We start from the raw sequence: 15324 nt of genomic DNA, 5'->3' as shown, positions 1-15324 counted from the left end.
GCCGGCCGCGTCACTTTTCCGATCAGGACTTCTTCGCGAGGCCGGCGGCAGCCATGGCCGACGCCATCGCCTTGTCGCCTTCGGCCATGAACTTGGTGAATCCGGCCTGGTCGGCGAAGGTCATGCCGAAGCCGCGCGAGTTCATGAAGTCCTGGAATTCCTTGGAGTCGTAGGCCTTCTTTAGCTCGGCCTGGAGGATCGTCTGCACGTCCGCCGGCAACCCCTTCGGCCCCGCGATGCCGCGCCAGGCACCGACCGAGTAGTTGATGCCGAGTGTCTCGTTCAGGGTCGGCACGTCCTTGAACTGCGGGTTGCGCTCCTTGGCCATGATCGCCAGCGACTTGGCCTTGCCGGCATCGATCATCGCACGCGCTTCCGGCACCGAGCAGGTGACGAGGTCGATGCCGCCGGCAGCGAGATCCTGCATGGCCGGAGCCGCACCGTTCGAGGGCGCCCAGGCGACATGGTCCGGCTTCAGGCCCATCGCGACGAGCCAGCCGATCAGGCCGAGATGCCAGATGCCGCCCTGGCCGGTGCCGGACGCCTTGAACTTGCCGGCCGGCGCGGCCTTGATCGCGTCGGCCAGTGCCTTGATGTCTTTGTAGGGGCTCGAGGCCGAGACCTGTACGCCCGGGGGGTCTTCGTTCATCAGCGCCAGCGGCGTGTAGCTCGTGGGGTTGAGATCGGTCAGCCCCTGATGGTGCATCATGCTGATCTCGACCGTCAGCATGCCAATCGTGTAGCCGTCGGGTGCCGCGGTCGCGATCGCCGAATGGCCGACCACGCCCGAGCCGCCGGTGCGGTTCACGACGTTGATTGGCTGTCCGAGGTTCTTTTCCAGGATCGCCGCAATGATGCGCGCGGTCGCGTCGGTGCCGCCGCCGGCGCCCCAGGGGCAGATCAGGGTGACGGGTCGGTTCGGCCATTTCGCCTGGCCGATTGCCGGGCTCGCGACCAGACCGGCGGCGCCGGCAGCGGCGGCGCCCTTCAGAATCGTACGTCTGCTGATGTTGCTCACGGTGGCGTTCCCTCCAGTTCAATCGTTTTAAAAATTGAAAGCTTCTCCGCGACCGCGGGGCTTCCTTGTTCTTCCTGCGTCATCTTGAACCGATTGCGGCGGCAGAGGCAACAGGTTTGCATGCAGTATGCACCGACGGTGCATACAAATTTAGAGAGCGCAAGCGACGGGAACGATGGCCTTTCCGGCCGCCTCGACGATCGCGCCGGTGCTCCGGTCGACATTTTCGCCGCCGGCGGCAGAAAGCTTGGCCTCGGCCCTGGCGAGGAGCGCCTGCAAGGCCGTGGCCCCGGCCATTGCGTGGCTGCCCTGCGGCGCCACCCCGGCGACCAGCGATTTTTCCGATGGACCAGCGGTAATCACTCCAACGAGACGTCCCTGTCTATCGAAGACTGCGCTGCCCGCGCCGCCGGGCTGAAGCGGCGCGAAGACCGCCCCGGCCCTGAATTCTCCGGCGAGCGCGACCCCGGCCCGCGTCGCGCCATTGCCATCGAAGCCGAGCACCACGGCCGCTTCGCCTATCGCCGGCGCCTCATCGCGCAAGCCCGGGCCCGGCTGCGCCCCTAGGCCGGGCACGTCGAGCAGCGCGAGCCGGCTCGCCTGGTCCTGGAGACGCAGTTTCGCCGGGCGCGCACCGACCTTGAGCCCCTTGCAGGCTTCGACCGAGACCTGCGCCGTCAGCACGAGGTCTCGGCCGACCACGAGCCCGACGCCGAAGCGTTCGGTCGCGGCGAGCGCCGGCATGGCGCTGCCGGCGACGGCGGCTACCGCCGCTCCTGCGGAAGGCGCCGCCGGAGCCGGCCCGGTCGGGAACGGCTCGAAACTGTCGGCGATCGCGGTCACGACCTTGTCGAAGGTCCCCGACACCGCCTTGTCGTAACCGACCGAGAAACCGCGCAGACCGGACGGGCCGCTCGCCTGCCGGCGGAAGAACTTGCCGCCGGGCGTCTCGCCGGCGACGACGAAGAAATTCGGCTGCAGCAGCTTGTAGGTGATGCGGCGCTGCACGTTCGGATTGACCGTGATCTGCCGCTCGAACAGGGCCTGCAGCGGCTCACCCGCCGGTGCGGCGCTGACGTCGAGCGTGATCTTGCCATCGGCGCTCTGCCAGCGGCTGCCCCCTGTCGGCAAGGCCTCGCGCTTCGGCAGCAACTTCTGCGGAATGCCGATGCGCACGCCGGTGCGCTCGTCCGTGACCACCGCGAAGCCCGACGCCTCCCGTGCGGTCCGTGCCAGGCGCGCCAGCTCCTGCCGTTCCGCCTGGCTGAGCTGTCCGTCCGGTTCACCGCGCCCGGCCTTGAAGCCGTTGACGGCCCGGAAGGTCAGCGGCCCGAAATTGCCGGTTGCCGCGCTGTTAAGATGCCCGGTCCAGATCAGATCGGCCTGGATCGCCTTGCGCTCGCCCTCCGGCAGCGCCTCGAAGGCACGTGTCGCCTCCGCCAGATGCGGATCGGCCGGGCGCGGCTGCGCCAGAACCGGGCCATGGCAGAGGAACAGCACTGCGGCCAGGCCGGGAAGCGACCGGAAACTGATCAAGACGACCTCCCGTTCAGGCGCGCAGAGAGTGCTGCGGGCCGCTATTCAGCGCGAGCCTCGCTCCCGAGGCAAGGGGGCCGTGGCGCAAGGCAGCGATGACGGAGCCGATATGGACCCGCGCGGCGAAAACCGCTCAAACCCGGCCAAGCGCGCATGTTGGCCCGGCCAGGCGAGTTGCGCTGGCCGGGCCCGGTGATAGCCTCGTTTCGGCCACGGCGCGACGTTACGTCATCGCGTCGACGCCTGCTGCGGCCATCCTCGTGCCGTCTGCTGCCTTCCCGGAGACCGAGTCATGTCCCTCCTCGCCCGTCTCGCCCTCATCCTCGGTCTTGCCGTCGCCGCGGCCCCGGCCTTCGCCCAGAAGGCCTATGTCCGGCCGGATCTCGCCAGTGACGGCCAGCGGCTGGAGGAGCGCCTGAAGCGCGAGGTCGGCGCCAGCCAGCGGCCCTTCGCGACCCTGCTGCGTGACGGCAATGCAGCGCTCTCCCGCGGCGATGCCCGCGGCGCCCTGCCCCTCGCCAACGCCGCGGCCATGGCCGAGCCAGCCAACCCCGCCGGCTGGCGCCTGATGGCTCAGGCCGCGATCGGCATCGAGCCGCGCGATTATCGCGAGCGCTACGAACTGCGCGAGCGCGCCATCAGCGCCGCCTATCTCGCCTATCAGCGCTCGAACGCGCGCGCCGACGAGGCGACCTCGCTCGGCGTCCTCGCCCGCGTCTTCGAGAAGAACGAGCTCTGGCGCCCGGCCCTCACCAGCTACCGCCTCAGCCTCGACATCGCCGACAATGCCGTGCTGCGCAGCGACTATGAGGCGCTGCGCGCCCAGCGCGGTTTCCGCCTCACCGGCAACAAGGTCGATTCGGATGCGGCGAGCCCGCGTGCCTGCTTCGAGTTCTCGGAACCGCTGGCCCGCGGCCGCGTCGATTTCGCGCCTTACGTCGCGATCACCGGCAAGGGCGATTTCGCCGTCACCGGCGAGGAGCGCCAGCTCTGCGTCGACGGCCTGCGCCATGGCGAGCGCTATGGTTTCGTCATCCGCCAGGGCGTGCCCTCGGCGCTGCCCGACGAGAAGCTGCTGAAATCCGCCGATTACGAGGTCTATGTCCGCGACCGCGCGCCCTCCGTGCGCTTCACCGGCAAGAATTACGTGCTGCCGCGCACCGGCCAGCAGGGCGTACCGGTCGTCTCGGTCAATGCCGACAAGCTCGACCTCGAGGTCATGCGCATCGGCGACCGCAACCTGATCAACTCGGTCCATTCCGAGGACTTCCTCAGCCAGCTCGGCAGCTACAGCGCCGGGCAGATCGCCGCCGACAAGGGCGCCAAGGTCTGGTCCGGCCAGATGGACGTGAAGTCCGAGCTCAACAAGGACGTCACCACCGCCTTCCCGGTGCTCGAGGCCGTCGGCCAGCTCCAGCCCGGCGTCTATGTGATGTTCGCCCGGCCGAGCGGCACCAAGGCGGCCAGCAACTCGGATGGCGACTATGATTATGACGGCTCGACCCGGGCGACGCAGTGGTTCGTCGTCTCCGATCTCGGCCTGACCTCCTTCTCCGGCCCCGATGGCGTGCATGTCCTGGTGCGCTCGCTCGCCGACGCCTCGCCGGTCGCCAATGCCGAACTGCGCCTGGTCGCCCGCAACAACGAAGTGCTGGCCACGGTGCGCTCCGACCGCAACGGTTATGCCCGTTTCGACGCCGCCCTCGGCAAGGGCCAGGGTGGCAATGCACCCGGCCTCGTCACCGCCACGCTCGCGGAGGATTACGGCTTCCTCGACCTCAAGCAGACGGCGTTCGATCTCTCCGACCGCGGCGTGAAGGGCCGCGTCGCGCCGGTCGGCCTCGATGCCTTCCTCTACACCGAGCGCGGCGTCTATCGCTCCGGCGAGACGGTCTACCTGACTTCGCTGCTGCGCGATGCCAAGGGCGCCGCCGTCACCGGCCTGCCGCTGACGCTGGTGGTCAAGCGGCCGGACGGCGTCGAGTACCGGCGCCGCCAGGTCGAGGATCAGGGCGCCGGCGGCCGCGCCCATTCGATCCCGCTGATCTCAGGCGCACAGACCGGCACCTGGCGCGTCCAGGCCTATTCGGACCCGAAAGGTGCCGCCATCGGTGAGGTTTCCTTCCTCGTCGAGGACTATGTCCCCGAACGGCTGGAGCTGACGCTCGCGCCGAAGAAGCCGGTTCTTCAGGCCGGCGAACCGGCCGAGATCGACGTCACCGCCCGCTATCTCTACGGCGCCCCCGGCTCCGATCTCGACGTCACCGGCTCGATGACGGTGCGCGCCGCCGGCCAGAGCGCGATCCCGGGTTTCGCCGGCTACGAGGTCGGCCTCACCGACGAGGCCTTCGAGCCGCAGCAGAGCGAGTTCGAGGACGCGACCAAGACCGATGCCAGCGGCAAGGTCACCACGGTCAACCCGGTCGCCGAGCCGGAGGCCAACCGTCCGCTCGAAGTCGAACTGACGGTGCGCGTCGGCGAGCCCGGCGGGCGCGCCATCGCTCGTTCGGTAACGCTGCCGATCGTGCCAAAGGGCGCCGCCATCGGCGTGCGCAAGGCCTTCAAGGATGGCGAGCTCGGCAACGGCCAGACCGCCAATTTCGACGTGATCATGGCCAATGGCGACGGCCGCCGGATCGGCCGGCAGGGCGTCAAGTGGACCCTCTCCAAGGTCACCCGCAACTATCAGTGGTTCTATCAGGACGGCCGCTGGAACTATGAGGGCGTGAAGTCGACGCGCCGCGTCTCGGACGGCGAGATCGCGGTCGCCGAGAACGCCCCCGCGCGCATCGCCGCCCCGGTCGAATGGGGCAATTATCGCCTCGACGTCAGCGCCGACGGCGCCGATGCCACCGAGACCAGCGTCTCCTTCAGCGTCGGCTACGAGACCGACAAGACCGCCGACACGCCGGACGTGCTCGACGTCGCGCTCGACAAGGCAGCCTATGCCGATGGCGAGTCGATGCAGGTCCGCCTCACCGGGCGCTTCACCGGCAAGGCGACGCTCGCCGTGCTCGGCGACGGCGTCAACGAGATCCGCACCGTCGACGTCTCGCCTTCCGGCACCACGATCAACCTGCCGGCCAAGGCGGGCTGGGGCGCCAGCGCCTATCTCGTCGCCCTCGCTCATCGCCCAATGGACACCGCCGCTCAGCGCATGCCCGGCCGCGCCATCGGCCTTGCCTGGTTCAGCGTCGGCAAGGACCAGCGCAATCTCGCCATCGATCTCGGCGCGCCCAATCTGGTGCGGCCGCTCTCGACGCTGTCGCTGCCGGTCAAGGTCACCGGCGCCAAGCCGGGCGAGGAAGCTTTCGTCACGGTCGCTGCCGTCGATGTCGGCATCCTCAACCTGACCCGCTTCGAGAGCCCCGATCCGAGCAAGTACTTCTTCGGCCAGCGCCAGCTCGGCCATGAACTGCGCGATCTCTACGGCTATCTGATCGACGGCATGCAGGGCGTGCGCGGCGCGATCCGCTCCGGCGGTGACGCCGCGCCGCAGCTCAATGGCGAAGCGCCGACCCAGGAGCCGCTGGCCCGCTATTCCGGCGTGGTCAAGCTCGGGGCCGACGGCACCGCCAAGGTCGATTTCGAGATGCCGGCCTTCAATGGCTCGGTCCGCGTCATGGCCGTCGCCTGGTCGGCCGGCAGGACCGGCCAGGCCAGCGCCGACGTCTTCGTCCGCGACCAGATCGTGGCGCAGGCGACGCTGCCGCGCTTCCTGGCGCTCGGCGACCAGTCGCGCTTCCATCTGCAGATCGACAATGTCGAGGGGCCGGCCGGCTCCTATCTGGTCGATCTCGACGTCAGGGGCCCGGTCGTCGTCGCCGCCGACGCGACCCGAAGCAGCATGACCCTGACGGCCGGGGCGAAGGGCTCGCTGACCATCCCGGTCACCGCCGCCGGCCTCGGCCGGGCGAGCTTCGACGTCAAGGTCACCGGCCCGAACGGCATCGGCACGGTGCAGAACCTCGCCGTGCGCGTGCAGCCTTCGACCCAGACGATCGCGCGGCGCATCGTCCGGCCGATCCCCGGCGGCGGCTCGCTGACCGTCTCCTCCGACCTGCTCGCCGATCTCGTGCCCGATTCCGGCGCCGTCTCGGTCTCGGTCTCGCCGGTCGCGGCGCTCGACGTCTCGGCGATCCTCAAGGCGCTCGACCGCTACCCCTATGGCTGCACCGAGCAGACGATCAGCCGGGCCTTGCCGCTGCTCGTCGTCAACCGGCTGGCCTCGATGGAGCAGCTCGCGCTCGACGGCAATGCCGACGAGCGGGTCAATGCCGCGATCGAGCGCGTCCTCGCCCGCCAGGGCGGTAACGGCTCCTTTGGCCTCTGGAGCGTCGGCGGCGAGGATCTCTGGCTCGACGCCTTCGTCACCGACTTCCTGACGCGTGCCCGCGAGCGCCAGTTCGCGGTGCCGCAGATCGCCTTCAATCTGGCGCTCGACCGGCTGCGCAACCAGGTCGTCAACACCAGCGAGATCAACAAGGAGGAGGCGGCCGGCATCGCCTATGCGCTCTATGTGCTCGCCCGCAACGGCCGGCCGGTGATGGGCGATCTGCGCTATCTCGCCGACAACAAGCTCGCCGATTTCGCCTCGCCTCTGGCGCGCGGCCAGATCGGCGCGGCCCTCGCTCTGCTCGGCGACCGCACCCGTGGCGCCGCCGCCTTCGCCAGCGCGCTCGGCCGCCTGCAGCAGACCAGCGACGACGGGCTTTCGCGTGCCGATTACGGCTCGCGCCTGCGCGACGGGGCGGCGCTGCTCGCCCTGATCGCCGAGAGCAATGGCAACCGGGCCGAGCTGAACCGCGCCGCCGATGTCGTGCAGAGCGCCCGCCAGAGCGCGCGCTACACCTCGACCCAGGAGAACATGTGGATGGCCATGGCCGCCGCTGCGATGGCGAAGGAGGCGGAAGGCATGGCGCTGACCGTCGACGGCGCCGAGCGCAAGGGCGCCTTCTACCGCACGGTTCCGGCCGCCGCGCTGGAAGGCAAGCCGCTGGTGATCGGCAATCCCGGCACCGCCTCGGCCAATGCGGTCCTGACCGTCTCCGGCATCCCGACCACGCCGGAGCCGGCCCTGAACCAGGGTTTTGCGCTGGAACGCACGCTCTTCAGCATGAAGGGCGAGCGGGTCGACCCGTCGCGCCTGCGCCAGAACGAGCGCTATGTCGTCGCGCTCAAGGTCACCGAGCCGGCGGCCCGCTATGGCCGGCTGCTGCTGGTCGATCCCGTCCCCGCCGGGCTCGAGATCGAGAACGCCAACCTGACCGAGGGCGCCTCGGTCGAGGGGCTCAACTGGCTGAAGCAGGAGGTCGCGCCCGTCCACACCGAGGCGCGCGACGACCGCTATGTCGCCGCCTTCGAGCGCAGCGGCAGCAGCAACCAGCCGCTGAGCTACACCGTCGCCTATATCGCGCGGGCCGTCTCGCCTGGCCGCTATGTCCAGCCGGCAGCGGTGATCGAGGACATGTACCGCCCCGATCGCTTCGGCAGGACGGCGTTCGGCACGGTCGACATCACCTCGGCGAGGTAGGACTGACGTGAGCGCGCCGCACGATAGGCAAAGCGCGACAGAATCCCCTCTTCGTTCGGGGGGGGAAGGAAAGCGCGCTCGGCCGCGTCGGCTCGCTTATGCCGGCGCAGGCGCCCTCGCCCTGGTCGCCGCCACCGCCGGCGCCCTCTCCTGGTACGCTTCCACACTCCCCCCGCTCGACCTCGCTGCCGCCAGCGACCGCTCGACCGTGGTGCTCGACCGCGAGGGCAAGCTGCTGCGCCCCTTCGTCACCGGAGATGGCCGCTGGAAGCTGCCGGTCGGCGCCACAGATGTCGATCCGCGCTATCTCGCCATGCTCAAGGCCTATGAGGACAAGCGCTTCGACGATCATCTCGGCGTCGACCCGCAGGGCATCATCCGCGCCGCCGGCCAGATGCTGGGCAATGGCCGCATCGTCTCCGGCGGCTCGACCCTGACCATGCAGGTCGCCCGCCTGCTCGAACCGCGCCAGGAACGCTCACTCTCGGCCAAGCTCAGGCAGGCGGTGCGCGCGCTCGAACTGGAGCGGCGCTTCGGCAAGACCGAGATCCTCGACCTCTACCTGACGCTCGCTCCGTTCGGCGGCAATCTCGAAGGGGTGCGCGCCGCGAGCTTCGCCTATTTCGGCAAGGAGCCAAAGCGGCTTTCGACCGCCGAGGCGGCGCTGCTGGTCGCGCTGCCGCAATCGCCGGAGACCCGCCGGCCCGACCGCTTCCCGGAAGCGGCGCTCAAGGCCCGCGAGCGCGTGCTCGCGAGGGTCGAGGCCGCGGGCCTCGTCACCCCGGGCGAAGTCGCCGCTGCCCGCGACGAGCCGATACCGACAGCGCGAAAGCCCTTCCCGGCGCTGGCGCCGCATACCGCCGAACAGGTCGTGGCCGGGTATCCCGAGCAGAAGCGGCACAGCCTCAGCCTCGATGCGCGCTGGCAGGCGAGCCTGGAACAGCTCGCCCGCGAGCGCGCCATCGGCCAGGGCCCGCAGCTCTCGATCGCCATTCTCGTCGCCGACAACGAGACCGGCGAGATCCGCGCCTCGGTCGGCGGCGTCGACTATTTCGACGCCGGGCGCGCCGGCTCGCTCGACCTGACGCAGGCCCTGCGCTCACCCGGCTCGGCGCTGAAACCCTTCATCTACGCGCTCGCCTTCGACAACGGTCTCGCCCATCCCGAGACGATGCTGGAGGACCGGCCGACCCGCTACGGCCTCTATGTCCCCGAAAATTTCGACCTCGGCTTCCAGGGCATGGTCAGCGCCCGCAAGGCGCTGCAGCTCTCGCTCAACCTGCCGGCGGTCGAATTGCTCTCGGCGCTCGGCCCTCAACGCTTCCTGTCGCGATTGAAGGATGCCGGCGCCGCCATCGCCATGCCCAAGGAGGGCGGCGCTCCCGGCCTCGCCATCGGCCTCGGCGGCCTCGGGATCACGCTCTCCGACCTGACGCGGCTTTATGTCGGTCTCGCCCGCGGCGGCGAGGTCGTGCCGCTGAAGGTCACGGCAACGACAGATCCCGGCACCGTCCCGCTGCGCCTCGTCGAGCCGGTCGCCGCCTTCTATGTCGCCGACACGCTGCTCGGCGCCCCGCCACCGCTCAACGCGGCGCCCGGACGGATCGCCTACAAGACCGGCACCTCCTATGGCTACCGCGATGCCTGGGCCGTCGGCTTCGACCGCCGGCACACCATCGGCGTCTGGGTCGGCCGCGCCGACAACGGTGCCGTGCCCGGTCTGGTCGGTCGCGCGGTCGCGGCGCCGATCCTGTTCGACGCCTTCGCCCGCATCGGCCACGATCCGCGCCCCTTCCTCCAGCCGCCCGGCGTGATCGCCGCGACCAGCGCGACCCTGCCGCCGCCGCTGCGCCATCTGCGCCAGGACGTGCCGAAGACCGTGGCGGCGCTGGCAACCCCGGGCCTGAAGCTCGCCTTCCCGCCCGAGGGCGCGCGCATCGATCTCGCCGCCTCGAGCCCCGAGGGCGGGCGCCCGCAGCTCGGCCTCAAGGTCGCCGGCGGCGTCGCGCCCTTCACCTGGCTGGTCGACGGCGCACCGATCACCGGCCCGGTCCGGCGCCGCGAGACGGAATGGCAGCCGCCCGGCAAGGGTTTCGTGCGGATTTCGGTGGTCGATGCCGCCGGCGCCAGCGAAAGCGTCTCGGTCCGGCTTCAATAAAAGAAGACGCGTCAGGTCCGACGCGCCTCCGGAAACGCAGCAAAAAAGGCCGGGGCAAACCCCGGCCTTGCGAACGCTTCACTCCGCCGGCTGCGGATGGGCCTTCGGGTGCTCCGGCGCCTCGCCGTGCACCGGGCGCTGCGCCCGCGACAGATAGCTGTAGGCGACCGGCACGACATAGAGCGTGAGCAGCGTGCCGAAGGTCATGCCGCCGACGATGACCCAACCGATCTGCGAGCGGCTCTCGGCGCCGGCGCCGGAGGCGAGCGCCAGCGGCACCGCGCCCAGCACCATGGCGCCGGTGGTCATCAGGATCGGGCGCAGACGCAGCTCCGCCGCCTCGACCAGCGCCTCCAGCATCTCCTTGCCTTCCTCGCGCAGCTGGTTGGTGAATTCGAGGATCAGGATGCCGTGCTTGGTGATCAGGCCGACCAGCGTGATCAGGCCGATCTGGCTGTAGACGTTCATCGTGCCGCCGGTGAAGTACAGCGCCGCCAACGCGCCCGTCATCGACAGCGGCACCGAGACCATGATCACCACGGGGTCGATGAAGCTCTCGAACTGTGCCGCCAGCACGAGATAGATGAAGCCGAGCGCCAGCAGGAAGACCAGCAGGATCGACGAGCCCGACTGCTTGAACTCGCGGCTCTGGCCGGAATAGTCGTTCTGGTAGCTGGCCGGCAGGATCCGCGCCGCCGCCTGCTCCAGCACGGTCAGCGCATCGCCCAGCGAATAGCCCGGACCCGGCACGGCGGTGATCGTCGCCGAGCGCAGCTGGTTGAAGCGGATCAGCTCCTTGGGCGCGACGTTCTCCTCGATCTGCACAAGGCTGGAGAGCTGCACCGCCTGGCCGCCCCGACCCATCAGATAGATCGAATGCAGCGCCTGCGGCGTGTTGCGGTCCTGGCCCGCAACCTGCAGCATCACGTCGTACTGCTCGCCGTTCATGTTGAAGCGTGTCACCTGGCGGCCGCCGAGCAGCGTCTCCATGGTGCGGCCGATGACGTCGACGCCGACGCCGAGATCGGCGGCGCGCTGGCGGTCGATCGAGACCTTGATCTGCGGCTTGTCGAGAATGAGGTTGGTCTCGATGTTGGTCAGGGCCGGATTGCCCTGGACCTCCGCGATCAGCCGATCGACGTTCTGCTTGATCTCGGCATAGGAATCCGAGGAGCGCAGCACGAACTCGACCGGCTTGCTGTTGGCGCCGCCCTGGCCGAGCGAAGGCGGATTGGTGGCGAAGAGCCGGATGCCGGGAATCTGCGACAGGCCCTTGTTGATCTCTGCCACCAGGTCCTGTTGCTTGCGGTGCCGCTGTTCCCAGGGCTTCAGCCGGGCGAAGGCGATGGCGCGCGTCACGTCCGGGAAGCCGACGATGACGAGATAGGTCTCCACCTCCTGGATCTTGCTGAAATAGTCCTCGACGCGCCGCGCATAATCGGCGGTGAAGGACATGGTCGCCCCCTCCGGCGCGACGCCGATCGAGGTGATCGTGCCGCGATCCTCGACCGGGGCCAGCTCAGAGCGCAGATTGGTGAAGAAGTAATAGCTGCCGCCGGCGACGCCGAGCGCGAGCAGCACGATCACCGGCCGCATCGACAAGGCAAACCGCAGCGAGCGGCGATAACCGCTGGAGAGTGCCTCGAAGAAGCGTTCGAGCGCGTTGTAGAGGAAATTGTGCTTGTGCTCGTGGCGCAGGAGCTTGGCGCACATCATCGGCGTCAGCGTCAGCGCGACGAAGCCGGAGACGAGCACGGCGCCGGCGAGCGTCAGCGCGAACTCGATGAAGAGCTTGCCGGTGCGGCCGGTGGAGAAGGCCATCGGCGCATAGACCGCGACCAGCGTCAGCGTCATCGCGACAACCGCGAAAGCGATCTCGTTGATGCCCTTGATCGCCGCCTTGGTCGGCTCCATGCCCTCCTCGATATGGCGGTGGATGTTCTCCAGCACCACGATCGCGTCGTCGACCACCAGGCCGATGGCGAGCACCATCGACAGCAAGGTCAGCGTGTTCACCGTGAAGCCGAGCGCGTACATCAGCGCGAAGGCGCCGATCAGCGAGACCGGGATCGTGACGAGCGGGATCAGCGTCGCGCGCAGCGAGCGCAGGAACAGGAAGATGATCAGCACGACGAGCACGACCGCCTCGGCGATCGTGGTGTAGACCGCCTTGATCGAGCGATCGATGAAGATCGAGGTGTCGTAGGAGGTCGCGATCGACATCCCGTCCGGCAGGTCCTCGATGATGCCGGGCAGCGCCTGCTGGACGCCGGATGAGACGTCGAGCGGATTGGCGACCGCCTGCTTGACGATGCCGATCGTCACCGAGGGGCTGCCCTTGAACCAGGCCGCGTTGCGTTCTTCACGGGCGCCGAGCTCGACGCGCGCGACGTCGCGCAGGCGGACCGGGAAACCGTTCGCATCCTTGACGGTGATCTGCTGGAACTGCTCGGGCGTGTTCAGGCTGGTCTGCGAGAGCACCGTGAATTCGCGGTCGTTGCTCTCGATCCGGCCCGACGGGATCTCGACGTTCTGCGCCCGCAGCGCCGCCTCGACCTCCTGCACGGTGATGGCATAGGCCGCCATGCGGGCGCGATCGAGCCAGATCCGCATGGCGTATTGGCGCTGGCCGAGAATGCGGACCTCGGCGACGCCGGTGATGTTCTGGACGCGGTCGGCGATGAAGCGGTCGGCGAAATCGGTCAGCTCCAGCGGCGAATGGCGCGTGCTGGTCAGCGACAGGTACATCACCGGCTGGGCATCGGCCTCGACCTTGGCGATGATCGGCTCGTCGATCTCGTCGGGCAGGCGCCCGCGCACGCGGCTGACGCGGTCGCGGACATCGGAGGCGGCGACGTCCGGGTCGACATCCGGGCGGAAACGCACCGAGATCTGGCTGCGCTCCTGGCGGCTGGTCGAGGTAATGGTCTCGATGCCCTCGATGCCGGCGATCGAGTTCTCGAGGATCTGCGTGACCTGCGTCTCGATGATCTCGGCGCTGGCGCCGCGATAGGTCGTCTGCACAGAGACGATCGGCTCGTCGATGTTCGGATATTCGCGCACCGTCAGGCGCGTATAGGAGACGAAGCCGATCAGGACGACGAGCAGGCTGAGGACGGTCGAGAGAACCGGCCTGCGGACAAAGAGCTCGAACAGGCTCATTGCACGCTGCCCGGAGCGGTGCCGGGCAGCGCGCTCGTCTGAACGCTCGCCTTCTGCTTGATCGAGACCGTCGAGCCCTCGCGCAGGCGCATCTGCCCGGCGGTGACGATCTGCATGCCGGGCTTGAGCCCGCTGACGATCTCGACCTTGCCCGGCAGGCGCTTGCCGAGCTCGACCGGGACGCGCTTGGCCTTCCCGTTCTCGATGATGAAGACGATCTTGCCGATGCCGTCCGGCACCACCGCAGTCTCCGGCACCACCAGGGCGTTCTCGCGCCGGTTGACGACGATGGTCAGGCGCGCGAACAGGCCGGGCCGCAGCACGAGATCGGCATTGGGAACCTTGGCGCGCAGCTTGACCGCGCGGCCATTGATGTCGACCACCGGATCGATCGCGAAGATCTGGCCGGAAAACGGCCGGTCGGGCACGGCGTCGACCTTGAGCTGCACCGGCTGGCCGACCTTGAGCTGGGTCAGGAAGATCTCCGGCACGCGGAAATCGACCTTGATCGGGTCGATATTGGTGAGGGCGACCAGCGGCTTGCCGACCGAGATGTAGTCGCCGACGCCGACCGAGCGCAGCCCGACCACGCCGGTGAACGGCGCCTTGATCGTCGCCTGGGCGAGCTTCGACTGGACCAACTGGACGCGCGCCTCCTGCGAGGCGAGCTGCGCCGTCGCCTGCTCCAGCGCCACTTGCGTGCCCGCGCCGCGCGAGACCAGCGAGCGGTTGCGGTCATGGGTGTCGCGGGCGAGCGAGAGATCGGCCTGGGCCTGCTTCAGCTCGGCATCGAGGATGGCGGTATCGAGCTTGACCAGCTCCTGTCCTTCCTGGACGCGCTCGCCCTCCCGGAAGCCGAGCGAAATGACGCGGCCGGCGATCTCCGAGGCGATGATGATGGATTCGTCGGCGGCAAGCGTGCCGAGCGCCTCGACCTCTTCGTTCACGGTCATGCTCTCGACCGCGCCGACCTCGACGGGAACGCCCGGATTCGGCGAGGTCGCGGCGGCCTGTGCCGGCTGGCCTACGGCCCGGAAGTGTTTCTGGTAGCCGTAATAGCCGCCGCCAGCCAGCCCGGCGATCAGGACGAGAAGGAAGAAACGCTTCATGAGGCTGGACGCTCCGGTGCCGCGTGCTTAACTTAGACTGGACGGTCTAGTTTGATAAGGTCTCAAATAGGCGGAAGAATGTCGGATATGTCGATTGAGGGCCCTATACTCCCCGCAACGACGGAAGCAAGGTCGATGCCGGCTGAGAAATCACGGCCGGATAAACACGACGCGATCACCCGGGCCGCCTCGGAGATGTTCCTGGCCGAGGGCTTCGACCGCACCAGCCTCGACCAGATCGCCCAGCGCGCCGGCGTCTCCAAGCAGACCATCTACAGCCACTTCGCCGACAAGGAAGCGCTGTTCAAGGCGATCTGCGCCGAACTGACTGAAAAACTGACGATTCCGCTGCGCCAGCAGCCGAAACAGAAGGCCGATCTGCGCAGTATCCTGATCCGCTTCGGCGAGGACGCGCTGGCGATGATGCTGCATCCGGCCTCGCTCGACCTGCACCGCCTGATCGTCAGCGCCTCCGCGCGCTTCCCGGAGCTCGGCCGGGCGGCCTATGAAGCCGGCGCCAGCCGGATGATCGAGGAGCTCGGCACCCTCATCGCCGAGCGTTCACGATCCGGTGATGGCGTCGCAAAGCCCGTAGATGAAGAGCGCGCCCGCATCCTGGCCGAGCAGTTTCTCGGCATGATCCGCGGCCTTCATCAGGCGCGCGGCCTGCTCGGCATCGATCCGGCCCCGGCGGCGGCGCTGAAGGCCTATGTCGCCGATTGCGCCGATCTCCTGCTGCGCGGCGCCTGATCCGGTCCACAGCCAGCGTCACGGCACTGTCATCTGGCATCGATACCGGTCCCCTCGC

General features: G+C 68.7%; 7 protein-coding genes. 3 read left to right on the top strand and 4 right to left on the bottom strand.

The genetic code is table 11. The features are described from left to right. Window positions 1–22: 22 nt before the first annotated feature. Window positions 23–1018 carry a tripartite tricarboxylate transporter substrate binding protein gene (locus RKE40_RS11090; RefSeq protein ID WP_316018302.1) on the bottom strand — a complete coding sequence of 332 codons (996 nt, stop codon included), beginning with the start codon at window positions 1016–1018 and terminating at the stop codon, window positions 23–25. Window positions 1019–1168: 150 nt separating this feature from the next. Then, window positions 1169–2554, bottom strand: coding sequence for a trypsin-like peptidase domain-containing protein (locus RKE40_RS11085; RefSeq protein ID WP_316018301.1), 1386 nt, complete (start codon window positions 2552–2554; stop codon window positions 1169–1171). 292 nt (window positions 2555–2846) lie between these two features. Here RKE40_RS11085 and RKE40_RS11080 point away from each other — a divergent pair, with 292 nt between their 5' ends. Beyond that, window positions 2847–8087, top strand: a complete 5241-nt coding sequence (locus RKE40_RS11080) for an alpha-2-macroglobulin family protein (RefSeq protein WP_316018300.1) — start codon at window positions 2847–2849, stop codon at window positions 8085–8087. A 7-nt stretch (window positions 8088–8094) separates the two neighbouring features. Next, window positions 8095–10245 (top strand): penicillin-binding protein 1C, encoded by a 2151-nt coding sequence (pbpC, locus tag RKE40_RS11075; protein ID WP_390893319.1) that lies wholly within the window; start codon window positions 8095–8097, stop codon window positions 10243–10245. 78 nt (window positions 10246–10323) lie between these two features. Here pbpC and RKE40_RS11070 read toward each other — a convergent pair whose 3' ends face one another. Next, window positions 10324–13407 (bottom strand): efflux RND transporter permease subunit, encoded by a 3084-nt coding sequence (locus RKE40_RS11070; RefSeq protein ID WP_316018299.1) that lies wholly within the window; start codon window positions 13405–13407, stop codon window positions 10324–10326. Further along, entirely contained in the window at window positions 13404–14516 is a 1113-nt protein-coding gene (locus tag RKE40_RS11065) for an efflux RND transporter periplasmic adaptor subunit (RefSeq protein ID WP_316018298.1), read from the bottom strand. Before RKE40_RS11065 ends, RKE40_RS11070 begins: the two co-directional genes overlap by 4 nt. 135 nt (window positions 14517–14651) lie before the next feature. Between RKE40_RS11065 and RKE40_RS11060 the strand changes: the two genes are divergently transcribed. Then, the gene (locus RKE40_RS11060) at window positions 14652–15266 is read left to right on the top strand and encodes a TetR/AcrR family transcriptional regulator (RefSeq protein WP_316018297.1); all 615 of its coding nucleotides are present in this window, start codon (window positions 14652–14654) and stop codon (window positions 15264–15266) included. The last annotated feature ends 58 nt before the right edge of the window (window positions 15267–15324 follow it).

Origin of the sequence: Allobosea rubneri, from assembly GCF_032464875.1 — a bacterium.
Classification (GTDB): domain Bacteria; phylum Pseudomonadota; class Alphaproteobacteria; order Rhizobiales; family Beijerinckiaceae; genus Allobosea; species Allobosea rubneri.
This window is presented reverse-complemented; position numbering and strand designations above follow the sequence as displayed.